The sequence below is a fragment of the Pseudomonas sp. GL_135 genome, assembly GCF_057834665.1.
The window spans coordinates 3,631,391-3,656,989 of the sequence record NZ_CM174408.1 but is presented as its reverse complement, the minus strand read 5'-3'; the positions used below and the strand labels follow the sequence as shown (position 1 = coordinate 3,656,989).

General features: G+C 60.2%; 30 protein-coding genes. 20 read left to right on the top strand and 10 right to left on the bottom strand.

Annotation, left to right across the window (positions count from 1 at the left end; genetic code table 11):
- Window positions 1–36 precede the first annotated feature (36 nt).
- A complete protein-coding gene (locus AC3ISG_RS16300; RefSeq protein ID WP_122624139.1) occupies window positions 37–1,224 on the bottom strand; it encodes a benzoate/H(+) symporter BenE family transporter in 1,188 nt (395 codons plus the stop codon).
- 128 nt (window positions 1,225–1,352) lie between these two features.
- Window positions 1,353–1,796, bottom strand: a complete 444-nt coding sequence (locus AC3ISG_RS16295) for a MarR family transcriptional regulator (RefSeq protein WP_074892802.1) — start codon at window positions 1,794–1,796, stop codon at window positions 1,353–1,355.
- An 81-nt stretch (window positions 1,797–1,877) separates the two neighbouring features.
- Between AC3ISG_RS16295 and AC3ISG_RS16290 the strand changes: the two genes are divergently transcribed.
- The 3 genes from AC3ISG_RS16290 to AC3ISG_RS16280 are packed head-to-tail and all read left to right on the top strand — an operon-like array spanning window position 1,878 to window position 4,127.
- A complete protein-coding gene (locus tag AC3ISG_RS16290) occupies window positions 1,878–3,044 on the top strand; it encodes an aminotransferase-like domain-containing protein (protein ID WP_489297442.1) in 1,167 nt (388 codons plus the stop codon).
- 60 nt (window positions 3,045–3,104) lie between these two features.
- Window positions 3,105–3,707, top strand: a complete 603-nt coding sequence (locus AC3ISG_RS16285; RefSeq protein WP_122535146.1) for a glutathione S-transferase family protein — start codon at window positions 3,105–3,107, stop codon at window positions 3,705–3,707.
- Window positions 3,708–3,740: 33 nt separating this feature from the next.
- Window positions 3,741–4,127 (top strand): lysozyme inhibitor LprI family protein, encoded by a 387-nt coding sequence (locus AC3ISG_RS16280; RefSeq protein ID WP_489297441.1) that lies wholly within the window; start codon window positions 3,741–3,743, stop codon window positions 4,125–4,127.
- Between the two features lie 316 nt (window positions 4,128–4,443).
- Here the strand turns inward: AC3ISG_RS16280 and AC3ISG_RS16275 are convergent, their stop codons facing one another.
- Both AC3ISG_RS16275 and folE read right to left on the bottom strand, forming a co-directional pair.
- Window positions 4,444–4,809, bottom strand: a complete 366-nt coding sequence (locus AC3ISG_RS16275) for a glutathione S-transferase N-terminal domain-containing protein (RefSeq protein WP_122535185.1) — start codon at window positions 4,807–4,809, stop codon at window positions 4,444–4,446.
- A gap of 79 nt (window positions 4,810–4,888) precedes the next feature.
- Entirely contained in the window at window positions 4,889–5,434 is a 546-nt protein-coding gene (folE, locus tag AC3ISG_RS16270; protein WP_122535150.1) for a GTP cyclohydrolase I FolE, read from the bottom strand.
- Between the two features lie 287 nt (window positions 5,435–5,721).
- On the opposite strand from folE, the gene AC3ISG_RS16265 reads away from it, so the two are divergent.
- A complete protein-coding gene (locus AC3ISG_RS16265; RefSeq protein ID WP_489297440.1) occupies window positions 5,722–5,910 on the top strand; it encodes a hypothetical protein in 189 nt (62 codons plus the stop codon).
- Between the two features lie 159 nt (window positions 5,911–6,069).
- Here the strand turns inward: AC3ISG_RS16265 and AC3ISG_RS16260 are convergent, their stop codons facing one another.
- The 3 genes from AC3ISG_RS16260 to AC3ISG_RS16250 form a co-directional block, all read right to left on the bottom strand.
- Window positions 6,070–6,630, bottom strand: coding sequence for a Smr/MutS family protein (locus AC3ISG_RS16260; RefSeq protein WP_065989376.1), 561 nt, complete (start codon window positions 6,628–6,630; stop codon window positions 6,070–6,072).
- 106 nt (window positions 6,631–6,736) lie between these two features.
- Window positions 6,737–7,057, bottom strand: coding sequence for a hypothetical protein (locus tag AC3ISG_RS16255; RefSeq protein WP_122535152.1), 321 nt, complete (start codon window positions 7,055–7,057; stop codon window positions 6,737–6,739).
- A 231-nt stretch (window positions 7,058–7,288) separates the two neighbouring features.
- Complete coding sequence (locus AC3ISG_RS16250; RefSeq protein ID WP_122535153.1) at window positions 7,289–7,912, bottom strand: cysteine hydrolase family protein; 624 nt, start codon at window positions 7,910–7,912, stop codon at window positions 7,289–7,291.
- A 253-nt stretch (window positions 7,913–8,165) separates the two neighbouring features.
- Between AC3ISG_RS16250 and prmB the strand changes: the two genes are divergently transcribed.
- Window positions 8,166–9,074 (top strand): 50S ribosomal protein L3 N(5)-glutamine methyltransferase, encoded by a 909-nt coding sequence (prmB, locus tag AC3ISG_RS16245; RefSeq protein ID WP_489297439.1) that lies wholly within the window; start codon window positions 8,166–8,168, stop codon window positions 9,072–9,074.
- Window positions 9,075–9,549: 475 nt separating this feature from the next.
- Here the strand turns inward: prmB and AC3ISG_RS16240 are convergent, their stop codons facing one another.
- Window positions 9,550–10,350, bottom strand: a complete 801-nt coding sequence (locus tag AC3ISG_RS16240) for a hypothetical protein (protein ID WP_122535156.1) — start codon at window positions 10,348–10,350, stop codon at window positions 9,550–9,552.
- Window positions 10,351–10,484: 134 nt separating this feature from the next.
- Window positions 10,485–11,480, bottom strand: coding sequence for an alpha/beta hydrolase (locus AC3ISG_RS16235; RefSeq protein WP_489297438.1), 996 nt, complete (start codon window positions 11,478–11,480; stop codon window positions 10,485–10,487).
- Window positions 11,481–11,607: 127 nt separating this feature from the next.
- Here AC3ISG_RS16235 and aroC point away from each other — a divergent pair, with 127 nt between their 5' ends.
- The 6 genes from aroC to AC3ISG_RS16205 all read left to right on the top strand — a co-directional run bounded on the left by aroC (window position 11,608) and on the right by AC3ISG_RS16205 (window position 16,878).
- Entirely contained in the window at window positions 11,608–12,699 is a 1,092-nt protein-coding gene (aroC, locus tag AC3ISG_RS16230) for a chorismate synthase (RefSeq protein WP_489297437.1), read from the top strand.
- Between the two features lie 31 nt (window positions 12,700–12,730).
- Window positions 12,731–13,885, top strand: coding sequence for an MFS transporter (locus tag AC3ISG_RS16225; protein WP_489299549.1), 1,155 nt, complete (start codon window positions 12,731–12,733; stop codon window positions 13,883–13,885).
- Window positions 13,882–14,496 carry a methylthioribulose 1-phosphate dehydratase gene (locus AC3ISG_RS16220; RefSeq protein WP_489297436.1) on the top strand — a complete coding sequence of 205 codons (615 nt, stop codon included), beginning with the start codon at window positions 13,882–13,884 and terminating at the stop codon, window positions 14,494–14,496. The genes AC3ISG_RS16225 and AC3ISG_RS16220 overlap by 4 nt, the downstream gene beginning before the upstream one ends.
- A gap of 110 nt (window positions 14,497–14,606) precedes the next feature.
- A complete protein-coding gene (locus AC3ISG_RS16215; RefSeq protein ID WP_489297435.1) occupies window positions 14,607–15,152 on the top strand; it encodes a 1,2-dihydroxy-3-keto-5-methylthiopentene dioxygenase in 546 nt (181 codons plus the stop codon).
- A gap of 5 nt (window positions 15,153–15,157) precedes the next feature.
- Window positions 15,158–15,841 (top strand): acireductone synthase, encoded by a 684-nt coding sequence (gene mtnC / locus AC3ISG_RS16210; RefSeq protein ID WP_489297434.1) that lies wholly within the window; start codon window positions 15,158–15,160, stop codon window positions 15,839–15,841.
- A gap of 320 nt (window positions 15,842–16,161) precedes the next feature.
- Window positions 16,162–16,878 (top strand): helix-turn-helix transcriptional regulator, encoded by a 717-nt coding sequence (locus AC3ISG_RS16205; RefSeq protein ID WP_489297433.1) that lies wholly within the window; start codon window positions 16,162–16,164, stop codon window positions 16,876–16,878.
- Between the two features lie 155 nt (window positions 16,879–17,033).
- Here AC3ISG_RS16205 and AC3ISG_RS16200 read toward each other — a convergent pair whose 3' ends face one another.
- Window positions 17,034–17,312 carry a DUF3509 domain-containing protein gene (locus AC3ISG_RS16200; protein WP_074891912.1) on the bottom strand — a complete coding sequence of 93 codons (279 nt, stop codon included), beginning with the start codon at window positions 17,310–17,312 and terminating at the stop codon, window positions 17,034–17,036.
- Window positions 17,313–17,797: 485 nt separating this feature from the next.
- On the opposite strand from AC3ISG_RS16200, the gene AC3ISG_RS16195 reads away from it, so the two are divergent.
- The 9 genes from AC3ISG_RS16195 (at window position 17,798) to AC3ISG_RS16155 (ending at window position 25,211) form a co-directional block, all read left to right on the top strand.
- Complete coding sequence (locus AC3ISG_RS16195) at window positions 17,798–18,334, top strand: ankyrin repeat domain-containing protein (protein ID WP_163023067.1); 537 nt, start codon at window positions 17,798–17,800, stop codon at window positions 18,332–18,334.
- A gap of 67 nt (window positions 18,335–18,401) precedes the next feature.
- Window positions 18,402–18,926 (top strand): hypothetical protein, encoded by a 525-nt coding sequence (locus AC3ISG_RS16190; RefSeq protein ID WP_489297432.1) that lies wholly within the window; start codon window positions 18,402–18,404, stop codon window positions 18,924–18,926.
- 109 nt (window positions 18,927–19,035) lie between these two features.
- Entirely contained in the window at window positions 19,036–19,227 is a 192-nt protein-coding gene (locus AC3ISG_RS16185; protein ID WP_037009073.1) for a PLDc N-terminal domain-containing protein, read from the top strand.
- A 199-nt stretch (window positions 19,228–19,426) separates the two neighbouring features.
- Window positions 19,427–20,287 (top strand): polyamine aminopropyltransferase, encoded by an 861-nt coding sequence (gene speE, locus AC3ISG_RS16180; RefSeq protein WP_272634815.1) that lies wholly within the window; start codon window positions 19,427–19,429, stop codon window positions 20,285–20,287.
- Window positions 20,288–20,413: 126 nt separating this feature from the next.
- Entirely contained in the window at window positions 20,414–20,665 is a 252-nt protein-coding gene (locus AC3ISG_RS16175) for a helix-turn-helix domain-containing protein (RefSeq protein WP_122624154.1), read from the top strand.
- Window positions 20,662–21,873 carry a type II toxin-antitoxin system HipA family toxin gene (locus AC3ISG_RS16170; RefSeq protein ID WP_489297431.1) on the top strand — a complete coding sequence of 404 codons (1,212 nt, stop codon included), beginning with the start codon at window positions 20,662–20,664 and terminating at the stop codon, window positions 21,871–21,873. The genes AC3ISG_RS16175 and AC3ISG_RS16170 overlap by 4 nt, the downstream gene beginning before the upstream one ends.
- Window positions 21,874–22,143: 270 nt before the next feature.
- Window positions 22,144–24,216, top strand: a complete 2,073-nt coding sequence (locus tag AC3ISG_RS16165) for an LTA synthase family protein (RefSeq protein ID WP_489297430.1) — start codon at window positions 22,144–22,146, stop codon at window positions 24,214–24,216.
- Window positions 24,217–24,386: 170 nt separating this feature from the next.
- Window positions 24,387–24,623 (top strand): hypothetical protein, encoded by a 237-nt coding sequence (locus AC3ISG_RS16160; protein ID WP_122535170.1) that lies wholly within the window; start codon window positions 24,387–24,389, stop codon window positions 24,621–24,623.
- A gap of 249 nt (window positions 24,624–24,872) precedes the next feature.
- A complete protein-coding gene (locus tag AC3ISG_RS16155; RefSeq protein ID WP_272634811.1) occupies window positions 24,873–25,211 on the top strand; it encodes a ribonuclease E inhibitor RraB in 339 nt (112 codons plus the stop codon).
- Window positions 25,212–25,599: the final 388 nt, after the last annotated feature.

Here is a 25,599-nt window from a genome sequence, read left to right as displayed (position 1 = left end):
GCGCGCTCCTGCAGAAGAGTGGAACGCCGCGATCAATCATTTGCGGTAGTTGAGAATCAGCAGCGTCAAAACACCCGCAACAATCCCCCAGAACGCCGAACCGATGGAAAACAGCGTCAGGCCTGACGCTGTGACCATGAAGGTGATCAGCGCCGCTTCGCGTTCCTTCGGTTCGTTCATGGCCACGGTCAGGCCATTGATGATTGAGCCGAACAGCGCCAGAGCAGCAATCGACAGCACCAGTTCCCTGGGAAACGCCGCGAACAGTGCCGCCAGCGTTGCGCCGAACACCCCCGCGATGGCGTAGAAAATCCCGCACCAGATCGCCGCCGTGTAGCGCTTGTCGCGGTCTTCGTGGGCGTGGGGGCCGGTGCAGATGGCGGCGCTGATGGCCGCGAGGTTGATGCCGTGAGCGCCAAAGGGCGCGGTGATCAGCGAGATGATCCCGGTGGCGGTGATCAGGGGCGAGGCCGGCACCTGATAGCCGTCCGCGCGCAGGACCGCAACGCCCGGCATGTTCTGTGAGGTCATGGCGACGACGAACAGCGGAATGCCGATGCTGACGGTCGCCGCGATAGAGAACGAAGGCGTGGTCCAGACCGGCATCGCCACTTCCAGGGCGAAGCCGCTGAAATTCAGCAGGCCGAGCATGCCCGACAGCGCGACGCCGACCAGCAAGGTCACCAGCACGGCGTAGCGTGGCGAGAAACGTTTGACGATCAGGTAAGTGAAGAACATGCCCAGCACCAGGCCGGTGCGGTGTTGCGCGGCGACGAAAATTTCGCTGCCGATCTTGAACAGAATGCCCGCCAACAATGCCGCTGCCAGTGAGGTGGGCAAGCGCTTGACCAGCCGTTCGAAGCTGCCGGTCACGCCGCAAATGATCACCAATACCGAGCAGGTGATGAACGCGCCGATCGCTTCGGGGTAAGCGACACCGCCCAAGCTGGTGATCAGCAACGCCGCGCCCGGCGTCGACCACGCCACGGTGATCGGCGAGCGATAGCGCAGCGACAGGCCGATGCTGCACACCGCCATGCCCATGAACAGCGCCCAGATCCACGAGGAAATCTGCGCCGAAGTCAGCCCGGCGGCCTGACCGGCCTGAAACATCAGCACCAGCGAACTGGTGACGCCGGTCATCATGGCGATGAAGCCGGCGACGATGGCGGAGGGCGAGGAGTCGGTCAGCGGTCGCAATGGCGCGAGGGGCACGTCAGTCATGCGGGTCTATCCTTGGCGCAACGGTTGAACAGAACCGCCAGCCTATACGCAGTGGCCATGCCCCGTTGCGATACAGCCATCGGCGCAATGGTCGGCACAGTTTCGGCCGCGGTCTGTAAACCGGCGGGTCAGCCGCGGGTCATCGTGTTGCCCAACGCCTGATTCACCGCCATCCAGCCATCCACCGCTTCGCGTCCGGCTTCGGCGAACACCCGCTGCAGCAGCTTGACCTGCTCGCGGCGCAGGGACTCTTCGAATTTGCGTCCCTCGGCGGTCAGCTCCAGCAGGCGCTTACGCTTGTCGTCCTCGGGCGCGACGCTGAGCACCAGCTCCATCTCGATCAACTGCCGCAGCGGCGTGTTCAGCGCCTGCTTGCTCACCCCGAGCTTGCCGAGCAGCTCCTTCACGCTCAGGCCCGGATAGCGGGCGATGAAAAACACGATGCGCTGGTGCACCCGACTCAGGCCACGACGGTCGAGCATTTCATCGGCCTTGGCGGTGAACGCCTGATAGCCGAAGAAAAACGCTTCCATGGCAATTTGCTGGGTCGATGAGTTTTTAAGGTCAAGCATATTGACGTATCCGTGTGCGGCATCGTAATTTCGGTCAAGCAGTTTGACGTATTCTCCTTTCTCTCCGCCAGCGGTGATCCGATGCCATTTTCCGAACGCGTTACCCGTTTGAAGAGTTCACTGATTCGCGAAATCCTCGCCGCCGCCCAGCGCCCGGAAATGATGTCGTTCGCGGGCGGATTGCCGGCCGAAGCCATGTTGCCGAAGAGTGAATGGTCTGAGATGCCGCGCAGCATCGGCCAGTACGGCATGAGCGAAGGCGAGCCGCAGCTGCGTGAGGCGCTGGCCGCCCAGGCGCGGGCGTTGGGCATCGACTGCGACGCGAGTCAGGTGATGATCGTCAGCGGTTCCCAGCAGACGCTGGACCTGGCCGCCAAGCTGTACATCGACAAGGGCACCGAGATCCTGCTCGAAGCGCCGACCTATCTCGCCGCGCTGCAGATTTTCCAACTGTTCGGCGCCGACTGCCTGACCGTGCCGCTGCTCGCCGAAGGCCTGGACCTCGACGCGCTGCGTCAGCGACTGGAGCAGCACTCGCCGTCGTTCGCCTACCTGATTCCCACGTTCCAGAATCCGTCGGCGGTGCGTTACAGCGAAACCGCGCGGGATGCGGTGGCGGCGTTGCTCGATGAATTCGGCGTCACCCTGATCGAAGACGAGCCTTACCGCGAGCTGACGTTTGACGGCGGCAGTGCCCGGCCCATCGTCAGCCGCCTGAAAAAAGCCAGCTGGATCTACACCGGCACCGTGTCGAAAACCCTGATGCCGGGGTTGCGCGTGGGCTACCTGATCGCCACGCCCGACCTGTTCCCCCATCTGCTCAAGCTCAAGCAATCGGCGGATCTGCACACCAATCGCGTGGGCCAGTGGCAGGCGTTGCAGTGGATCGGCAGTGAGCACTACGAGCAGCATCTGCTGGAGTTGCGTAGCTTCTATCGCACCCGTCGCGATGCGTTCGAGGCCGCGCTGCAGCGGCACTTCGCTGATCTGGCGGAATGGAACAGCCCCCAGGGCGGCCTGTTTTTCTGGCTGACGCTTAAGCACAAAATCGACACCCGCACCTTGCTCGACAGCGCTCTGGAACAGAACGTGGCGTTCATGCCGGGCGAGCCGTTTTTTGCCGATCCGGACGCCAACCCGGGTTATCTGCGGCTGAACTTCAGTCACATCGACCCCGAGCGCCTCGACGAAGGCTTGAAACGACTGGCCGCCGTCATTCGGCACACACAGCTTTCACAGGCGGCCTGATACATTGCGCACACGCACCACCGGCACGACTGACGGCACACGATTGAGGGGAGAGGGTTGATGTACAAGGTTTACGGCGATTACAACTCGGGCAACTGCTACAAGATCAAGCTGATGCTCCACCTGCTCGGCACTCAATACGAGTGGGTACCGGTGGACATTCTCAAGGGCGAGACCGAAACCGAAGCGTTTCTGGCGAAGAACCCGAACGGCAAGATCCCGGTGCTTGAGCTCGAAGACGGCACCTGCTTGTGGGAGTCCAACGCGATTCTCAATTTCCTCGCCGAAGGCACGCCTTACCTGCTGACCGAGCCGCGCCTGCGCACGCAAATGCTGCAGTGGCAGTTCTTCGAGCAATATAGCCATGAGCCGACCCTGGCGGTGGCGCGCTTCATTCAGTTTTACCTGGGGCTGCCGGAGGAGCGGATGGAGGAATACCACTCGCTGCACCGGCGCGGTAACAAGGCCCTGAAAGTCATGGAGCAGCAGTTGCTGCGCACGCCGTTTCTGGTAGGGGATAGTTTCTCCATCGCCGACATTGCGCTGTATGCCTACACTCACGTGGCCGATCAGGGCGGCTTCGACCTGGCGCAGTTCCCGGCTATTCAAGCCTGGCTCGCGCGGGTCAAGCAGCAACCGGGTTATGTCGGCATGCTGGACTGATGTTTGGCGCTGTTCATTAAAAGGAGATGAGACATGCAGTACAGGATGATCGCGGTCGGCATGCTGATGGCGCTGGGCATCGGTTGCTCGGCCCAGGCTCAGGACTGCGACGCCAATCAGGCGTCGATGAATCAGTGCGCGAGCAAAGAGTACGCCGTGCTGGACGCGGAGTTGAACACTCAATACAACACGCAGATGGGCTACCTGAAGACGCCGGCACGCAAGAAAGCGCTGCAGGATGCGCAGAAGAAGTGGATCGCGTTCCGTGACGCCGATTGCCAGTATCAGGCCGGCAAGCGGGAGGACGGCGGAAGCATGTGGCCGCTGGTTCAGGCGCAGTGCCTGTCAGCCCAGACCAAAGTGCGGGTTGAGCAGTTGAAGGCATATACGGCGTGTCGCCAGGAAGGCTGCCCGAAGTAAACGCGGAAGAGGGCGTGGCATTCGCTGAATCTCCACCGGCAGACACGCCGCCTTCGCGAGCAAGCTGGCTCCCACACGTTTTGCGGAATGCCTGAGAGCGTGAGTTGACCTGGCTCCCACAGGCTTTGCGGGATGGCTGAGATAGTGAGCCGATCGCCGATCATGTGGGACCGGCTTTAGCCGGGAAGAGGCCAGTCAAGACGCTGAATCCCCATCGGCAGATACACCGCCTTCGCGAGCAAGCTCGCTCCCACAGGTTTTGCGAAATGGCCGAGAGGACGAGTGGAGCCCCGATCCCACAAGGTGGAGACCTACATCAAACAGCGGCGAATCGCTTCTCGAGGTAATCAATGATCACCTTCGATTCATACATCCACACCGTCTGACCTTCTTCCTCAATCCGCAGGCAAGGCACCTTGATCCGGCCGCCGCCGCTGAGCAGTGCCTGGCGGTCCGGCTCGTTGTTCTTCGCATCACGAAGGGCCACGGGCACGTTCAAACGGCGCATTGCCCGGCGGGTTTTCACGCAGAACGGGCAGGCGTGGAATTGATACAGCGTCAGCGCTTTGGCCGACGCATCGACGGCAGCCTGGGCTTCGGGAGAACGCTTCTTCTTGCTCGGCCGGGTCAGGAAATCGCCCGCGATCACGAGCTGGCCGAGACCGACTCTCACTGCTTTCATCAACACGCTAAAACCTCACTCGGCGGCACGCGCCGCCAGACAGCCGCAGCCTGATGCTGCGGCCTTCAGGATGCCGGGATCACTTGATCAGGCTGAGAAACTCGGTGCGGGTTGCGGCGTTTTCACGGAATTCGCCCAGCATCACCGACGTGATCATCGACGAATTCTGCTTCTCGACGCCGCGCATCATCATGCACATGTGCTTGGCTTCAATAACAACCGCCACACCCATCGCGCCGGTGACCTGCTGAATGGCTTCGGCGATCTGGCGGCTCAGGTTTTCCTGGATCTGCAGGCGACGGGCGTACATGTCGACGATGCGCGCGACCTTCGACAGGCCCAGCACTTTGCCGCTCGGGATATAGGCGACATGGGCCTTACCGATGAAGGGCAGCAAATGGTGTTCGCACAGCGAGTACAACTCGATGTCCTTGACCACCACCATTTCGCTGTTGTCGGAGCTGAACAGCGCACCGTTGGTGACTTCTTCGAGGGTTTGCTCATAGCCGCGGCAAAGGTACTGCATGGCTTTGGCTGCACGTTTCGGGGTGTCGCGCAGGCCTTCGCGGGAGACGTCTTCGCCGAGTTGACCGAGGATGGCGGTGTAGTTCTGTTCCAGAGTCACAGGGGTGTGTTCCGTGTGGGTTCAAAAAACGCAGGGTTGCGGGCCTGCAAAGGCGCACATAGTAGCGTAGCTGGGCGCGCAGGGGTACGGCAGGCGGCCGAGAGGCCTGCGGCATGGCGCCGCCGTGCCGAAAGCTCGCGCTCGGTCCCTTGGGAAAGCACAGTCCTGCGTATCCGTTTTGGTACGCGACCGGTACCAAACCGCGACGCGGATTGACGGACGCGTGCTGTCTCAAGCAGCAGGTGATGAATACCTGTGATCAAGCCCGCGTTTAGAGAGAAATCGAAATGTTGAGTCGTATAGCGAAAGTCGCGATGGTCATCGCGGTGATGTCGGCCATGTCCGGATGCTGGCCGTTCTGGGGCCCGGGCGGGGGAGGCCACGGGGGGCATGGAGGCGGTGGCGGCGGTGGTCACTATGAAGGCGGCGGCCCGGGTGGCGGCGGTGGCGGTGGGGGCGGTTCTGGCCCGCGTTGATCGGATAAGCGCTTAATGAGCGGTGGTAGCGACCGGGATGGCGCTCCACCTTGCTCGCGAAGAGGACGTGATAACCGCTAAATTTTCAGGGGTCGAAATGCCGCCTTCGTGAGCAAAGTGGAGTGCCAACCCACAAGGACTGGTCGGCAAACGCCTGCCTTACTCGTCACGCCCTTCCATCATGGTCCGCTTGAGGATCACGTACACCGCACCGGCCCCGCCATGCTTGGCGATGCACGACGCAAATCCCAATACCTGCTGATGCTGACGCAGCCACGTATTTACGTGGCTCTTGATCATCGGCCGCTTGCCATCCAGCCGCACGGCCTTGCCGTGCGTGATGCGCACGCAACGTACTTCCAGCTTGGCCGCTTCCGCCAGAAACTCCCACATCGTCTCGCGCGCCATTTCGACGCTCATGCCATGCAGGTCCAGGCTGCCTTCGAAGCTGATCTGCCCAAGCTTGAGCTTGCGCATCTGGCCTTCCTGCACCCCGTCACGCGCCCAGTACAGCGTGTCTTCAGGGCCAACGTCGATCACGAACTGGTCTGACAAACCATCAACGGTAATCGTCGCATCGGAGCGCACGGTGGCTGCCTGACGCAGCTTGGCCAGGTTCTTACGGTCGGTTTTGGGTTTTCCTACGTCCGCATGTTCAGTCTTGATCGGCTTTACGCCGCGAATCTCACTTCTGAACAGGGAAAAATCGTCGTCTTGCATGGTGGTCTCCGCGAAGGGGGCCAGTTTAACCGCGTCACGCCGGAATCGGCGCGACTATCGATGATTAAGACTATCGGGGATTAAACGGCAGCGGATGACGCGAGGGTCAGTCGTGTTTCTTCATCAGGTGGGGAGACATGTTCAGCTCGCCGGCACGACGACGGCGACGACGACTGCGGCGCCAGAACCAGATGCCGACGTAGAGCATCAGTAAACCGACGATGACCGTGACCACGGCGCCCGCCGGACTGGCGTTGAGTTCGCCCAGCGCGACAGGGTTGCCGATCAGGCTGGCAACGCCGGCCATTGCCAGCAGCACGCCAGCGGTGGCCAGGACGGCCGAAATCGCAGCAATAATACGCATCCGCCAGCTGCCCTGGCCCTTGGAACGCAGGCGACGGGCATCAAAACCATCGGATATTTTCATTCCGATTTCCTCTATGGGTATCGGCGCTCTGACCAGCACAGGGTAGGGTGGTTCCCGCCTGGTCAGGTTTCAGGGGCATCACGGGTAGATAACGGATAGGCGGTCAGGTGAGCAGGATTACCCCGCCTGACGACTGCATTTGTACGCCTTTTCTACAGGAACTGCCGGAAAATGATCGGTGCGAGGGCACACACAGTCAGCTCGGTCGCAACAGCTCCTGTCGAGGAGGAATCAGATCAGGTCTTTGGTCAGCGCCAGTTTGGCGAAATTGTCGTTCATGATTGCCATCTCCGCCTGCTGCACCAGCTCGGCCTTGATGACGCCGCTCGGGGTCGGCAGGTCGCGGGTGGCGCAGGCGTCTTCAACCAGTGTGCAGCGAAACCCGTAATCCTTGGCCGCGCGCACGGTGGTGCTGACGCTTGAGTGGCTCATGAACCCGCAGACCACCAGATCCAGCCGGCCACGGCTTTCCAGCAGGCTGTGCAGGGTGGTGCGGTCGTCGGTGGAAACGGTGCCATTCAGCGCATTGGGCAGACGTTTTTCAATGATGATTTCATCGCCCTGCGGCTGCAATTCGGGGACGAACTGCCCGCGCTCGCCCTGAGGATCGAACATGCCGCCGACGGTGCCCAGGTGGCGGACGTGAATGATCGGCGACTTCGCTGCACGGGCTGCGGCGACCAGTTTGACGATGTTATTGATGGCGTCCTGAACACCGGTCAGGGCGAGGGGGCCGCTGAGGTATTCCTTCTGCGCATCGATGATGATCAGTGTGGCATTACTCAACGTGGCCGCCGCGTATTCGCGGCCACTGAGTTGAAACATGGTCTTCGGACCAGTGTTTGGAACAGACATCGGGGGGCTCCTTCGAGTGGGGCTTTTGCCACATTGTCCACTGGCAGAGCGATTCTGTGAATCGCCATGCTCACAGGCCTCGCTTTTTTGCCGGGCTTCAAGCCGTCGAGCAGGTCGCGGTTGCTGTCATAGTGCCTGCAAAACGAGGCAAAGACTGAGGAAAATTTTGCGCGTGGCCGCCGCGCCCGGTGCGGGATCGTTTGTTGCGTGGAGGGCTGATAGAATCGCCCGTCGTTTTTTCAAGGAGTCTGCCGTGATCACTTCCCGCCTGCGCACCCTGCGCGATCATATCCGTTGGGCTGTCAGCCGTTTCCACGGGGAAGACCTGTTTTTCGGCCATGGCACCGACAATGCGTGGGACGAAGCTCGCCAATTGGTGCTCGGCGCCCTGCATCTGCCGTGGGAAATTGCCGACAGCTATCTGGACTGCAACCTCGAAGAGGAAGAGCTGGTGGCGGTTCAGCACTTGATCAAGCGACGCATCGAAGAGCGCGTGCCGACGGCGTATCTGCTGGGCGAGGCGTGGTTCTGCGGGATGTCATTCATCGTCGACGAGCGCGTGCTGATTCCGCGTTCGCCCATCGGTGAACTGATCGAGCAGCGTTTCACGCCCTGGCTGGCCAGCGATCCGGCACGCATTCTTGACCTCTGCACCGGCTCCGGCTGCATCGGCATCGCCTGCGCCGACGTGTTCCCCGACGCTGAAGTGGTGTTGGCCGACCTGTCGTTCGAGGCGCTGGAAGTGGCGAATCAGAACATTGAGCGCCATGGCGTGGATCAGCGCGTGTACACCGTGCAGGGCGATGGTTTCGACGGTCTGCCGAGTCAGCGTTTTGACCTGATCGTGTCCAACCCGCCGTACGTCGATGCCGAAGATTTCGCCGACATGCCCGACGAATACCAGCACGAACCGGAGTTGGCGCTAGCCTGCGGTGACGATGGATTGAATCTGGTGCGGCGCATGCTGGCCCAGGCGGCGGACCATCTGAACGAAAAGGGCTTGTTGATCGTGGAAGTCGGCAACAGCCAGGTTCACGTCGAAGCGCTGTACCCGGAAGTGGATTTCGCCTGGCTGGAGTTCGAGCGTGGCGGCCACGGCGTGTTCATGCTGACGGCAGACCAGTGCCGCAATCATCAAGACGTCTTTGCAGCGCGGATCTAATCAGATAATCGGCGGGCCTCTTCCCGGCTAAAACCGGTCCCACTATGGATATGCGGTCAAATAGTGGGACCGGCTTCAGCCGGGAAGGCGTCGGTCGTGACACCCTAAATCTGATTTCGAACACACGCGCCTCTTCCCGGCTAAAGCCGGTCCCACTGACCGGATGCAACTGTAGAACTGGCTTTAGCCAGGAAGGCGTCGGCATTTACACAGCAAATCTGATGGCGAGCACACGGGCCTCTTCCCGGCTAAAGCCGGTCCCACTGACCTGATGCAACTGTAGGACCGGCTTCAGCCGGGAAGGCGTCGGTATTCACACTGCAAATCTGATGGCGAGCACACGGGCCTCTTCCCGGCTAAAGCCGGTCCCACTGACCGGATGCAACTGTAGGACCGGCTTCAGCCGGGAAGGCGTCGGCATTCATAACGCGCATCTTATGGCGAGCACACCGGCCTTTCCCGTCTTAACGCCGGGTCACCGATGCGTCGCAATCCAGATCAGCAGGCCGGCCTGAAACACGGCAAACGTGACCAGGCAGGCGATGGTGAAGCGCAAGCCGCTGTCGTCCCGGCGGTATTTGCTGACCTTGTCTTCGGACTTCTTGATCGTGACGTCCTGTTCCTGAATTCGCTGCTCGGCCTGTTGCAGCATCTGCGCGGCGTCGAGGATCTGCACGATCTGGATTTTGTCGGCATTCCAGGTGTTATTGAGGTTGCCGACCTTGGCGTCCTTGAGGGTGCCTTTCAGGTGCTGGGCATCGGCGTAGGCGACTTCGAAACCCTGGGTCTTGAGGAAGTGGTCACGACGCAGGCGCGTGTCTTCGTTGAGTGCATCCTTGTTCGCCAGCGCGACACCTTCAATCTTGTACTCGGCGCATCGTTTCTGCGCCCAGGCAATGCCTTGAGCCAGCATGAAACGGCCCAGGCCACGGTTCCATGGATCGATCTGCAGGCCGGACGCCGGGCCCACGCGAACGCTGCGATTGGCGTGATCCACCCAGATATCCAGACAATTCTGTTCTTTGCGGGTCTTCTGCCCCGGCAATTGGTAGCTCATGCGCAGCAGGCTGAATTCCTTGTTGTGGCGCTCGGCCTTGCCGAACTCGACAAAGCGCAGCGGGCGGGCGCCGGTTGCACGATCGGTTGGCAGCGGCGCCAGACGCAGCATCGAGAAGTGCTCGGCGTGTACTTCTTCCCACAAGACAGGCGCGGCGACTTCGCCTTCTTGGGCATCGGTCGGCTCGACCGCGTCGGTTTGCATGGTTGCTTCTGTCATCACGGCGATCCTGTTATCGACATTGCCTGGCACATGGCACCGGCACACGATGCCAGCAGACTGCTATCGGCCGTTTATGACGAAGCTGAAGGGATCGCGGGTCGACTCGCGCGTCGACGAGAAGAGCACCGGCCTCAGGCGGCCGGGATCGAGTCGAGGAATTTCAGGATGCGGTCAGTCACTTCACTGGCCAGCGGCAACTGCGGATCCTTGTAGGACGCCAACTGACGCTTGATGTCCATGGGCACGATACGCAGCACATGGTTCATGCCGTCGATAATCGCCAGTTGCGAGTCGGGCTTGGCCTTGTGCAGCAACTCGGCGTCGCCCACGCCCACCTGCATGTCGTTGCGCCCCTGAATGATCAGCGTCGGGATTTTCAATTGCCCGAACGCCGCCGTCGGATTCTGCCGGAACAGTGAAATCAGATAAGGCTGCACGCTGGGGCGGAACACCACTTGAAGGGGCTCGGGCACGTCGTTGTCAGTCTTGCCGCCCTTGATCTCTTCGATCAGTTGCTCACTGCGCGACAGCAGCGGAGGAGGGAGGCGATCCTGCAGTTGCTCGCGGACCACCTGATCCACCGGGCGACCGGTGCCCGCGACGGAGATCAACGCCACTGCGCCCGCACGTTCTGCTGCCAGGGTGGCAACCAATGCGCCCTCGCTGTGACCCATCAGAATCAAAGGCCCCAGGCGCGAGTCAGTCTTGAGCTTGGCCGCCCAGGCGACGGCGTCGTCGACGTACTTCTCGATGCTCAGATCGCGCTCGTCTGGTGTAGCGGGGCGACTGGCCGCGACGCCGCGCTTGTCATAACGCACGCTGGCGATGTTGTGCTTGGCAAGGATCAGGGCGAGACGCTTCATGCTGTCATTGCGTCCGCCGTCGGAGTTGTTGCCGTCACGGTCGGTCGGCCCTGATCCGGCGATGATCAACACCACCGGCACCGGTTTCGCGGATTTGGGCAGCAGCAGTGTGCCGAACAGCTCGCCGCTGCCGGTGTCCAGGCTGATGGGGCGCTGCAGCACGACGGGCGTGCCGGCGTGGGCGATGGATGACAGCAGGGTCAGGCTCAAGATGATCGCTCGCAGCGGCCAGAAGCCGCGAATCAGGGGTAAGGCGCTTAGCATTGCAGGACCGTCATCAATAAAGTGTCAATTGGACGCGGGCAAATGAATAAGGTTCGAGGATGAACTGCGCCATAAGCCTGCGTATACTGGCGCGCTTGAGTTTTTGAACGTCCTCGGAGCCTCCCGCATGTCCGGCAATACCTACGGCAAGCTGTTCACTGTCACCACTGCCGGCGAAAGCCACGGTCCGGCGCTGGTTGCCATCGTTGACGGCTGCCCGCCCGGCATCGAGCTGTCGCTGGAAGACCTGCAGCGTGACCTCGACCGCCGCAAGCCGGGGACCAGCCGTCATACCACCCAGCGTCAGGAGCCTGACGAGGTCGAGATTCTCTCCGGCGTTTTCGAAGGCAAGACCACCGGCGCCTCTATCGGGCTGCTGATCCGCAACACCGATCAGAAGTCCAAGGACTATTCGGCGATCAAGGACCTGTTCCGGCCCGCCCACGCCGATTACACCTACCACCACAAATACGGCCTCCGCGATTACCGTGGCGGCGGTCGCAGCTCTGCGCGGGAAACCGCCGTGCGCGTCGCCGCCGGGGCCATCGCCAAGAAGTTTCTCGCCACCCAGGGCATTACCGTTCGCGGTTACATGAGCCAGCTCGGTCCGATCGAAATCCCGTTCAAGACCTGGGATTCGGTGGAAGACAACGCCTTCTTCAGCCCCGACCCGAGCAAGGTGCCGGAGCTGGAAGCCTACATGGATCAGCTGCGTCGCGATCAGGACTCGGTGGGTGCGAAAATCACCGTCGTGGCCGAGGGCGTGAAGCCGGGCCTGGGCGAGCCGATTTTCGACCGTCTCGATGCCGAACTGGCCCACGCGCTGATGAGCATCAACGCGGTCAAGGGCGTCGAGATCGGCGCCGGGTTTGCCTGCGTTGCCCAGCGCGGTACCGAGCACCGCGATGAGATGAGCCCCGAAGGCTTTCTGTCGAACAACGCGGGCGGCATCCTCGGCGGTATTTCGTCCGGGCAGCCGATCGTTGCGCACCTGGCCCTGAAAGCGACCTCCAGCATCACCACGCCGGGGCACTCGATCGACGTCGATGGCAACTCCGTCGAAGTCATCACCAAAGGCCGCCACGACCCGTGCGTCGGTATCCGCGCCACGCCGATTGCCGAGGCAATGATGGCGATCGTGCTGGTTGACCACCTGCTGCGCCATCGCGGGCAAAACAGTGACGTGCGTGTCACCACGCCGATTCTGGGTCAGCTGTAATGCCTGAGCCGGGCGCTGCTGCCGCGGTCATCTGAGCGTGGCGGCGCTTCCTTACTGGCGGCTCGCCAGCTTCTACCTCTTCTATTTCGCCCTGCTTGGGGCCACGGCGCCTTACATGGCGCTTTATTTCAGCCATCTGGGTTTTTCCGCCGCGCGTATCGGCGAACTGATCGCGATCCCGATGCTGATGCGCTGCGTCGCACCCAATGTCTGGGGCTGGCTCGGCGATTACACCTGCCGACGTCTGACCATCGTGCGTTTTGGCGCCCTCTGCGGACTGGCCTGTTTCAGCCTGATTCTCGTCGACACGTCCTACGCCTGGGTGGCGATGGTCATGGCCCTCTATGCGTTTTTCTGGCACGCGGTGCTGCCGCAGTTTGAAGTCATCACGCTGACGCATTTGCAGGGCCAGACTTCACGCTACAGCCAGATCCGGCTATGGGGATCAATCGGTTTCATCCTCTCGGTGGTCGTGCTGGGCCGGATGCTGGAGTGGTTCAGCCTGGATCACTATCCGCAATTGCTGCTGGTGATTCTGATCGGCATTGTCGCCAGCAGTTGGTGGGTGCCGAATGCTCAGCCGGTTGCCTCTGGCGTACGGGTCGCGGGCGACGGGTTTCTCAGGCAACTGATCAGGCCGGGTGTGCTGGCGTTTTATGTCAGCGTCGCCCTGATACAACTTAGCCACGGGCCGTATAACACCTTTCTGACGCTGCACCTGGAACACCTCGGTTACACCCGCGGCATGATTGGCCTGCTGTGGGCGCTGGGGGTGATTGCCGAGGTGTTGATGTTCATGCTGATGAGCCGTGTGTTGCAACGGTTCAGCGTCCGGCAGGTGCTGATGACCAGTTTCGTGATCGCCGCCTTGCGCTGGCTTTTGCTGGGTAATCTGGCCGATCATCTGGCGATTCTGATCGTTGCCCAACTGATGCACGCGGCCACGTTCGGCAGTTTCCATGCCTCGGCCGTGCATTTCGTGCAACGCAGCTTCGGCCCGCGCCAACAGGGGCAGGGTCAGGCGTTGTACGCCGCCCTTTCCGGCACCGGCGGGGCAATGGGCGCTTTGTATGCCGGGTACAGCTGGAACGCGCTGGGCGCCAGTTGGACCTTTGCCATTGCGAGTCTGGCGGCCGTGGCCGCTGCTGTTCTGACCGCCACATGTATGAAAGAGGAGCGCGTATGAGTCGCGAAGCACTGGCTCGGGAAATCATCGAAGCGGGGCAGTTTCTGTACGCCCGGGGCTGGTCGCCCGCCACCAGCAGTAATTATTCCGTGCGCCTGTCGCCGACGGAGGCGCTGTTGACGGTCTCCGGCAAGCACAAGGGCCAGTTGGGCCTCGACGACGTGCTGGCCACTGACCTTGCCGGCAACAGCCTGGAACCCGGCAAGAAACCGTCCGCCGAAACCCTGCTGCACACGCAGCTTTATAGCTGCAAGCCGGCGGTGGGCGCTGTGCTGCACACCCATTCGGTCAACGCCACCGTGCTGTCCCGGCTTACTGCCGGTGATCATCTGGTGTTCGAGGACTACGAACTGCAGAAGGCCTTCAGCGGCGTTTCCACCCACGAATCAAAAGTGGTAGTGCCGATTTTCGACAACGATCAGGACATCGCCCGGCTCGCCGCCAAGGTCCAGCCCTGGCTGGATCAACACCCTGACTGCGCCGGCTACCTGATCCGCGGTCATGGTTTGTACACCTGGGGTGCGAAGATGAGCGATGCCCTGCGCCAGATCGAAGCCTTAGAATTCCTGTTCGAATGCGAGCTCAAGACGCTATCCGTGCTCAACCGCTGATCCCTGTTCTACGCACCGATCAATGCACCCCAGCGTTCCCACTGCCTGAATCAACGCGTCAGATCGGCCCCAGAGCCGGCAGACGCGGACTGAACCGAGGAAGCCCCGAAATGAGCAGTCTGTCCGTTTACCATGTGTCATCCCCCGAGCTGCCCAACAAGGTCCTGACCCATCTGGAAGACATCGCCTCGACCCTGGCCGAGCATGGCGTTGGGTTCGACCGCTGGCAGGCAGCGACGCCGATCACCCCCGGCGCCAGTCAGGAGGAAGTGATTGCTGCCTACCGTACCCAGATCGACCGGCTGATGACCGAGCGCGGTTACGTGACCGTCGATGTGATCAGCCTCAACAGCGATCACCCGCAAAAAGCCGAGCTGCGCGCCAAGTTCCTTGAGGAGCACCAGCATGGCGAAGATGAAGTGCGTTTCTTCGTCGCCGGCCGTGGGCTGTTTACGCTGCACATCGACGATTACGTTTACGCCGTGCTGTGCGAGAGAAACGACCTGATTTCAGTGCCGGCCGGCACCCGACACTGGTTCGACATGGGCGAGCATCCGCACTTCGTCGCCATTCGCCTGTTTAACAACCCGGAAGGCTGGGTCGCCAAGTTCACCGGCGAAAGCATCGCCAGCCAGTTCCCGCGTTTGGAAGACTGATCAACATGACCATCAAAGCGATCCTGACCGACATCGAAGGCACCACCAGCGCGGTGAGCTTCGTCTTCGACGTGCTCTTTCCGTATGCCAAACAGCATTTGCCCGAGTTCGCTCGCGCGCATGCCGACGAACCCGACGTCGCCGCCCAGCTGCAGGCCGTGCGTCACGACAGCGGCGAACCTGACGCGAGTGTTGATCGCGTGATCGAGATCCTGCTGCAATGGATCGCCGAAGATCGCAAGGCCACATCGCTCAAGGCATTGCAAGGCATGGTCTGGCAGCAGGGTTACCAGGCCGGGCAGCTCAAGGGGCACGTTTACCCGGATGCGGTTGAAGCGTTGAAACGCTGGCATCAGGCGGGGTACGCGCTTTACGTCTACTCGTCGGGCTCAATCCAGGCGCAGAAGCTGATCTTTGGGTGTTCGGAGGCGGGCGATCTGTCCGGGCTGTTCAGCGGCTTCTTCGACACCACCTCCGGGCCCAAGCGCGAGGAGGCGTCTTATCGATCAATTGCATCGAGTATCGGCCTCCCGGCGCAGTCCATTCTGTTCCTGTCCGATATCGTCGAAGAGCTCGATGCGGCGCAACTGGCTGGCATGGCCACCTGCGGGGTTGCGCGCGACAGTGGAAAACTGAGCGGCCACCTCACCGTCAGCAGTTTTGCGTCGATCGACCCCGGCGTTTTCTGACGTTTCAGGCGTACTGCAAATGACGGCCGATGTCTTTGACATTGGCCGTTTTTGTTTCTAAATGCGGAAAACTGTAAGTAGGTTTTTGTTCTTTTGTGGGAAGTTGCTTGTTTCACGGTCAGGCATGCCTGTTTGTTTTCGACGCTGTGTTTAACCCTTCTCGACTGTGTAACCCTTCGCCTGTCGGACCCTGACAGCTTTTGAATGCGCCGCGTGCGGTCGTGCTGACGACAGCACCCGGCGCTGTTTTCGAGCTGCCATGCATAAAAAATCCAAGGGGCATCAGGGCCGCGCATTTAGTTGTTTATACGGGAGGGGAAATGAAAAACGTGCAGACAGGGACGCTGAGTCCGTTGATCCAACAAATGGTCAGCAGCATCACTGAACAGGATGGCGATGCGGCCATCGCCAACGCGCTTCACTGGCTGCGGGCCGAATGTCGCAGCGAGCGGGCCATGCTTTATCAGTATCGCAATGGCGTGCTGCTGAGCTGTATCACGTCGAACGTCGACAGTTACTGGAAGGATCTTTATTGTCAGGGACGCCTGATGATCGAAGACCCGGTCATCCGCTGCTACCGCCACACCATGGGCTTTCTGAATTGGGAAGAGGCGTTCAAGACCTACCCGCCCTCTGCGGCCTATATGGCGGCGGTGGAGGATTGCGATCTGTTGCCAGCGTTTTCCTACGGGTACAGCAGCCAGACCCGAGCCAATCAGGACGTCATCACCATCTGCACGCTCAACGGCATGGAGCGCCCGCTGTCCCACAACGATCGGTACCTGCTGACAAGTCTGGTGCCGATGCTTCATGTGGCAGGGAAGGGGCGTCAGTTGCAGACGCGGGCGCTGTCTCCAAAAGAGCTGGAGATTCTCAAATGGGCGCGGGAAGGCAAGACGGCGTGGGAGATCGGACTGATAAAAGAAGTCTCGGAGGCGACCGTCAAGCATCACTTCAAAAGCATCTACGCCAAGCTCGGCGTAACCAACCGTGCTCAGGCGGTGGGCGAGGCGTTGTGTCGGGGGATCATTCAGTAGAACCCGACTCGGTATCCGCCTGCGCTTGAGGTAAGCCTGCTCAAAACAGCCCAAAAAAAACCGCGATAGCATCAACTATCGCGGGAATCTACAAGGGATGCTTCGATGAGAGTGAAAACGTGTTGCTGCCGGAACGCTATGGTGCGGCGTAGTACTTATCGGGTGTGATAAGTAGGCAAATCAAAGCGGTGCTGGCTTTGCAACATCGAGATAGCGGGCAGCTCACTGGCTTGAGCGGCCAAGTCGCGACGAATCGCGCTGATCACCCATTCCAGCTGCACGGGAGTGTGCAGTTGAGCGTAGGACACGCAGCGGCGGATGTTGGTGCCTTCTTCGTTGCGCAGAGTCAACAGAACGCCACCGTCCGGACGCGGCTGGGTGGTGACTTCGAAATCGGAAAATACGGATGCGAATTTTTCTTGAATGAAAGTCATGTCTAGAGGCTCCATTGCTCATGGGATAACAAGCTTGGAATGACTAGTGCAGTGACTGTGCCAGCTTTTGAGGTTAAATAAATTCCAATAAAATCAGGGGCTTACGAATTAATAGGAAATACTGTCTCGTGCAATATGCATGAATGCCTCTCGTGCATCCTGCAATTTACCGGAGTGAGGAGTAGGGGATGGGTGTGACGGGGGGAGCGCTTGCCCATTGCGGACGTAATTGAGACAGCGGTATCCCGGATTTATTTCACTACGTTCCTGAAATTTTCTCAGCACAGTCTTAATCGCCCCTATCGGGCTGATTGATACCGCTGACTGGGCGCCGGAAACTGAAGCTGGCATTGTGGGGGCCCGTTGTGCGGTGGCGCCATCAGTGGAACTAGACGCTTTGTCCAGGGCTCCTAGAGTGCCTGGCCATAGATAGCCGCACCCGTTGATTGATCCCGCGCAATGCCTTGCGCTACTGGAGTTACGTAATGTCTGAAGCCCCGAACACGCCCGGTTCTGCCACGCGCATGACAGACGAAGAGGCACTGGAGTTTGCCGAGCAGGTATTCGACCGGGCTCGCGCCGGCGACGCCCCGATGCTCGACCGGCTGCTGGAAAACGGCTTGACCCCCAACCTTCGTAATCACAAAGGCGACACGCTGTTGATGCTGGCCAGCTATCACGGTCATCAAGACGCCGTGCGTGTGCTGCTCAAGCACAAGGCCGATCCCGAGCTGCGTAACGACAACGGTCAGAGCCCGATCGCCGGCGCTGCTTTCAAGGGCGATCTGGAAACCGTGAAGATCCTTGTCGAAGGCGGCGCAGATGTCGAAGGCGCATCGGCCGACGGTCGGACGGCACTGATGATGGCGGCGATGTTCAACCGTACGGCCATCGTCGACTACCTGATCTCCAAAGGTGCCAACCCCCACATTCAGGATGCCAAGGGCGTTACTCCCTTGATGGCCGCGCAAACGATGGGCGCGACCGAGACCGCCGAGCAGCTCACCCGTCTGGGGGCGTAAGCGATAGAGGCGCGCAGCATTTCCAGCTATCCTGCGCGCCTGTTTTCCTGCCCTCGGACGATCTGCCATGAACGCTTCACTCATCGAATTCATCAGCAAGATCAGCTCCGGCTGCATGAGCGATGAAGAAATCGGAAAAATCGCCGACGAGGCCGCCCAGGCTTACGCCGACCCCGACGCATTCCTGACCGCCAATCCCGATATCAATTTCGACGACACGTTCCCGATTCCGCTGGGGGAGTGGGTTGTCATCGGTAGCCTCCCCGACACCGTCTTGCTTCAGGCCGATACCTATCCTGACCTGCTCACCGAGATCATGGCGTCGTTCGGCCCGAACGTTCCGTTCAATATCAAGCCCAAGCAACTGGTCAAGGCCGAGCCGCTGGTAGCGTTGAACCGCATTCAGGTGCAGCTTTCCAGCATGAACAGGGACATGGGCGGTTATGTGCTAATGGACATCAGCGAGCCTCTGGACCATGTGTTGCAAACCGTGCTGGTCTACGGCACCGACGTTGAGCGGGTCATGGCCCTTGGCGTCGAGCTCGGGATATTGATCGAGCCTGCGCTGGAGGCGCTCAAGGCGCAGATTTGATCTTCGCCAGCGGCCTTTGCTGCGCAGCGAAATATCCCTGCCAACCCACGGAACCCTCATTGCAGGCCACCACTCTCAAGTGGGCAAGCCTTCAATAAGGAGCAACACCATGGGTTCTACCTTCAACGGTCTGATTGGCCTGATTATTCTGGCGCTGGATATCTGGGCCATCATCAACGTGCTGAAAAGCGGCGCGGAAACCGGGAAGAAAATTCTCTGGATTTTGCTGATTGTCATCCTGCCAGTGCTGGGCCTGATTATCTGGGCAATCGCCGGCCCGCGTGGCAACGTGCGTATTTAGTAACGTGCATCTCTAGAAGCGCAGCAAGGCTTCAGAACACATGACGCCCGACTGGCCTGGCCAGTCGGGCGTTTTTGTCTGGGCGGATCACCCTCGCGCCACCACGACATTCGACCTGTCATGCTCCGCGACGTAGAATGCGCGCCTTCTTGTGGGCGGCCTGCCGTCCTGTCATCAGTAGTTATCGGGGACTCCCTCCATGAGCGATTATCAAGAAACGTTGTACGAAGGCTACGGTCAGCGCTTTCGCATGGAAAAAATGCTGCATGAAGTGCGCACCGAGCATCAGCATCTGGTGATCTTCCAGAACCCGCGCATGGGCCGCGTCATGGCGCTGGACGGCGTGATTCAGACCACTGAAGCCGACGAGTTCATCTATCACGAGATGCTCACCCACGTACCGATTCTGGCCCACGGCCGCGCCAAACGCGTCCTGATCATCGGCGGTGGCGATGGCGGCATGCTGCGCGAAGTCGCCAAGCACGCGACAGTGGAGCACATCACCATGGTGGAGATCGACGGCACCGTGGTCGAGATGTGCAAGGAATACCTGCCGAATCACTCCAAAGGCGCTTTCGATGATTCGCGTCTGAACCTGGTGATCGACGACGGCATGCGCTTCGTCGCCAACACCGAGGAAAAATTCGACGTCATCATTTCCGATTCGACTGACCCGATCGGGCCGGGCGAAGTGCTGTTCTCGGAGAACTTCTATCAGGCCTGCCATCGCTGCCTCAACGAAGGCGGCATTCTGGTCACCCAGAATGGCACGCCGTTCATGCAGCTGAGCGAAGTGCAGACCACGGCAGGGCGTATGAATGGCCTGTTTGCCGACTGGCATTTCTATCAGGCAGCGGTGCCCACCTATATTGGCGGCGCAATGACGTTCGCTTGGGGCTCGACGGATTCCCAGCACCGCAAGATTTCACTGGAGACATTGCGCCAGCGATTCGCCGGCAGCGGCATCGTCACCCGTTACTACAACCCTGAGGTCCACATCGGCGCCTTCGCATTGCCGCAGTATGTGCTTCAGGCGATCAGCAAACCTAGCAACACCTGACGACTGCTGGTGTTACGTAAACCTGACATCTGCGCGTTGATGTCAGGTTTACGTAACTTTTCCTTGCCCGTCCCTCATGTCACGTATACCTTCCATTCATTCTTGAATGTTATGCAGGCGTGACAAATGGACGCGACGTTATTGCTCGAACGTTTGGGCCGTCAGATCGAGGAGATGCGCAAATCCCGCGGCCTTACTCAGGTTCAGCTGGCCTACCAGTCGGGCATGACCCGGCAAAAGCTCGCCGAAGTTGAAAAAGGCAGCCCGACCGTGGCGGTGAATTTCTACGCCAAGGTCCTGGCCGCGTTGAATGCCGAGATAAAAGTCGTCTCCGCCCGACGCCCGACCTTTGAAGAGCTGCGCGAGGTGTTCCAGTGAAACCGCTGGATCGCGTACGCATTTTTACCCCGGAGGGTGAGAGCGGTGAGCTGTCGGCAGCGGAGTCAGGCGACTACCTGTTTCGCTACGGCCTGGACGCGAGTCCGGCGGCGCAGATCAGCCTGACCATGGGCGTGCGCGATGCGGCCTACGTCTCGCGCAGCCTGCACCCGGTTTTCCAGATGAACCTGCCCGAAGGCTTCGTGCTGGAACAGTTGCGCAATCGCCTCGCCAAAACCACACCCATCAATCCCATGCTGCTAATGGCATTGACCGGCAGCGGTTCGCCGGTGGGGCGCGTGGCCGTGGCTTCGCCCATGATCGACGCGTTGCTGGGTGGTGCGGGCCCGGTCACAGGCAAAAGCCTGGGCCAGATACTCAGCTGGGACGGGGCGCAGGATCTGTTTGCCGAACTGGTCGATCAGTACATTTTGCGCACGGGGATTTCAGGCGTTCAGCCCAAGGTCATCGTGCCCGACTCGGACTTTGTCACGGACCCGAAAGCCACGCTGTTGATGCCCGAATTGATCGTCAAGTCGGGGAGGGCGGACTTCCCAGGGCTGGCCGTCAACGAATTCGTGTGCATGGACGCTGCGCGCAGGGCCGGCATGCCGGTACCGGAATTTTATCTGTCGGATAATCGCCAGCTGTTCGTGATGCGCCGTTTTGATAGGGACGCGGAGCAACGCGCCATCGGTTTCGAGGACATGGCCGTGCTGATGGGCCTGGGCACGGAACAGAAATACGATTCGAGCTACGAAAACATCGCCAAGGCCATTCGCCTGTTTTGCGCGCCCGAGCAGGTGCGTGATTCGCTGGACCAGTTCTTCGACATCGTCGCGCTCAGTTGCATGGTCGGCAACGGCGATGCGCACCTGAAGAACTTCGGGCTGCTGTACCGCGATCCTTTGGGGGCAGATGCACGACTGGCCCCGGCCTACGACATCGTCAATACCACCGCATATATAAAGGATGACGCGCTTGCCCTGCGCCTGGATGGCTCGAAAAGCCTGTTCGGTTCAAGGCTCGGCATCCTGACCCTGGCGTCGACGTGTGACATCCGCAAACCGAACCTGCGCATCGCGCGGCTGATCGCGGCAGTGCAGGCGTCGCTGCAGGAAAACGCCTCGCTCAGCCCCCATGCACTTCATGTTTTTGAAGCCATCGAACACGCCGTCGAGCGGTATGCCCAGACATTCAAGGTTTAAGCGCCATTCAAGGCTTTGTAAGAAAATATGAGAGGCGGCATTAATGAACGGAATTTTCACCGTTCCTTCGGGAAGATTCGCGCCGTCTCAAGCCTCGCACCTGATTGAGGTAAATGTTTGTACCGATCCGTCATGAAGAATGCGCGGCATCGGTGGTAAACCGCGAGGGTTCACGTAATATTTGGCCCCCGCAGCCCGGACCGGCATTTTCGATACGGTCGGGCGCACAGCTTCTGAACCTAAACCTGAATCCAACGGATCCCACAACACATGGCCAAAACGGACGCCCCGGCGCGCGCGCCGCAACCTACCGTCAAATCGCACCTGGCCTATACGCTCCTGAGCGGCCTGGTGCTGATGGTCCTGTACACCCTCTTGCGCGTTGCGCTGCTGGTCTATAACCGCGAAGGCATCGGCGCCACGCCGGTTTCGACGTTCGTCGAGGCGTTCGGCAATGGCCTGCGATTCGATCTGCGTCTGGTCGTGTACATTCTGATTCCCCTTCTGCTGTCGCTGTTCAGCGCGCGCATGATGGCCGCCCGTGGGGTGTTTCGCTTCTGGCTGACGCTGGTTGCAAGCCTGACCGCGTTCTTCGGCCTGATGGAGATGGATTTCTACCGTGAATTCCACCAGCGTCTGAATGGCCTGGTTTTCCAGTATGTCAAAGAAGACCCGAAAACCGTTCTGAGCATGATCTGGTACGGCTATCCGGTGGTTCGCTATCTGCTGGCCTGGGCACTGCTGACCTGGCTGCTGAGCCTGGTCTTCAAAGGGGTTGATCGCCTGACCCGGCCCCGTGGCGGCTTCAACGTTGCCAGCGCCGACAACCGCGTGGTCGCGCCGCTGTACAAGCGCGCCGTGGTTTTTCTGCTGTGTCTGGTGGTGGCCGTCATCGCCGCTCGCGGCACCCTGCGTCAGGGCCCGCCGCTGCGTTGGGGCGATGCTTACACCACTGAATCCAACTTCGCCAACACCCTGGGCCTGAACGGCACGTTGACGCTGATCGCGGCGGCCAAGAGCCGGATGTCCGAGGACCGTGACAACATCTGGAAAGCGACCCTGCCTCAGGCCGAAGCCCAGCAGATCGTCCGCGACATGCTGCTGACCGCTAACGACAAGCTGATCGATCCAGAAAAAGCTGCGGTACGTCGCGATTTCACTCCGCCGGCGGCCAACACGCTGCCGATCAAGAACGTCGTCGTGATCCTGATGGAGAGCTTCGCCGGTCATTCCGTGGGCGCGCTGGGTGATGAATCAAACATCACGCCTTACTTCGACAAACTGTCCCAGGAAGGTCTGCTGTTCGATCGTTTCTTCTCCAACGGTACGCACACCCATCAGGGCATGTTCGCGACCATGGCGTGCTTCCCGAACCTGCCGGGCTTCGAGTACCTGATGCAGACGCCGGAAGGCAGTCACAAGCTGTCCGGTCTGCCGCAGCTGCTCAGCGCGCGCAAGTACGACGACGTTTACGTCTACAACGGTGACTTCGCCTGGGACAACCAGTCCGGCTTCTTCAGCAACCAGGGCATGACCAACTTCATTGGCCGCAATGACTTCGTGAATCCGGTGTTCTCGGACCCGACCTGGGGCGTGTCCGACCAGGACATGTTCGACCGTGGCGCCGAAGAACTGAAAGCCCGCGAAGCCAAAGGCAAGCCGTTCTATGCCCTGTTGCAGACCCTGTCCAACCACACGCCGTACGCACTGCCGGCCAATCTGCCGGTCGAGCGCGTGACCGGGCATGGCACCCTGGATGAACACCTCACTGCCATGCGTTATTCGGATTGGGCGCTGGGTCAGTTCTTCGAGAAGGCCAAGAAAGAGCCGTACTACAAAGACACGCTGTTTGTGGTCGTCGGTGACCACGGCTTCGGCAACAACGAGCAGATCACCGAAATGGACCTGGGCCGCTTCAACGTCCCTATGCTGATGATCGCCCCGGGCCTGCAAGACAAGTTCGGCAAGCGCAGCAGCATTGTCGGCACGCAGATCGACATCGTGCCGACCATCATGGGTCGCCTGGGTGGCGACACCGTGCACCAGTGCTGGGGCCGCGACCTGCTCAATCTGCCCGCAGGAGACGAGGGCTTCGGTGTGATCAAGCCATCGGGCAGCGAGCAGACCGTGGCGCTGGTCACCGGCAACCGGATCCTGATCGAACCCAAGGAAATGGAGCCGAAGGTGTACAGCTACGAGTTGGGCACCAAGCCCCACGCCGAGCTGATGCCGAATGCGCCCGACGTCACCGAGTTGCGCAAGAAGCTCGACAGCTTCCTGCAGACCGCGACCAGAAGCCTGCTGGACAACACGGCAGGGGTCAAAGACGCCAAGCCACAATAACGGCAGCCACATGAAAAACGCCCCGAGACCGGGGCGTTTTTTTTTGCCTGCGGATTCATGGCTTCAGGCTGCGAACGTCAGCTGTGCGCTGACGATTCGGGTTGAACGTCGTTGCGCTGCAAGGGTCAAGATCACTAGGCCGCTGTCAGGCCCTTACTGAGGAGAGATTGATGAAAGTGTGGACTATTTCGTTTCTGGACAAAGACGGTGTGCAGCAAACCCTCGATCTTGAATCCGATCACCGTCCCAGTGAAGAAGAGGCTGCGCAGCAACTCCGTCCGATCCTGTTCCCGGTCGCCAGTGATCTTGATCTGAACGACCTTGACGGTCGCACTGCCGAGCCCACCGTGAAGACACTCAAAGAGCAGAACGCGGTACAGATCATCTCCATCGTCGAGGCTTCGTAAGAAGCCTGCATTCCACGGCATCCTGCCAATTGGCAACGCGCTATCAATGGGCGTACTCTGCCAGCGAGGTCGGTGATGCATCTACCCGAGTCCACTCGCGTACGTATGCCCGTTTTGTAAAGCGCACCGGCCTTGCCAGCGACATGCTTGAGTCCCGGGCGGCAGATGACCTGCCGCTACACGCCTCGCCATCGAGGGGTGTTTCGGGATAGTTGAAACTCTATCTATCGTTGCATAGGAGGACGTTTCATGAGCACAGCCTATCAAGAAGACGTCAGCAGCCATGTTCTGCGCTGCATGAAAGAAGGCGGTTTCGACTTCGCACGCATTCACCCCATTGAGTTCTATGCCACCTTTCCGGATGAGGACCGGGCGCGTCAGGCTGCGGAAAAATTTCGGGGCGAGTCAGTCAATGTCCAGCTCAATGCACTGGAAGACGGTGCCTGGCACCTGGAACTGAGCAAAGTGATGTACGCCACCTACGACGGGATAGGCGATTTCGAGCAGGATTTCCAGACCGCGATTGTCGGTCTGGACGGGGAAGTCGAAGGCTGGGGCGTCAAACAGATACTCCAGCGCCTTCATTGACATTGAGGCGCTGAAGCCATTGCGCGGATCTTCAAACGCTGTCTCCCGGCTCCACGGCAAAAGTGGGGCGGGAGATGCACCGAGCTGAATCACAGGCAAAAAAAAGCCGCTCTCTTGAGAGCGGCGGAAAGGGAATATCGGTTGTCTGCAGCGATGCTGCGAATAAGGTTTTGTAGCCAATCGCCTTGTGTGATCCGGCGGGTTGGTCTGCGGTATGGGGCGATTATGCTCAGCTCACGTACCGCGCGGAAATGAACTCTGGCTATGCGCGCGATAGTTTTTCCAAGCGCGGGACGCTTCGCCATGGAGCGTCGGGTAACAGGTCAGGGCGCATCGCGCACAGGAATGGTGCGAGCGCTCCGGCTGTTTAAATCAACCCTTTGATTTT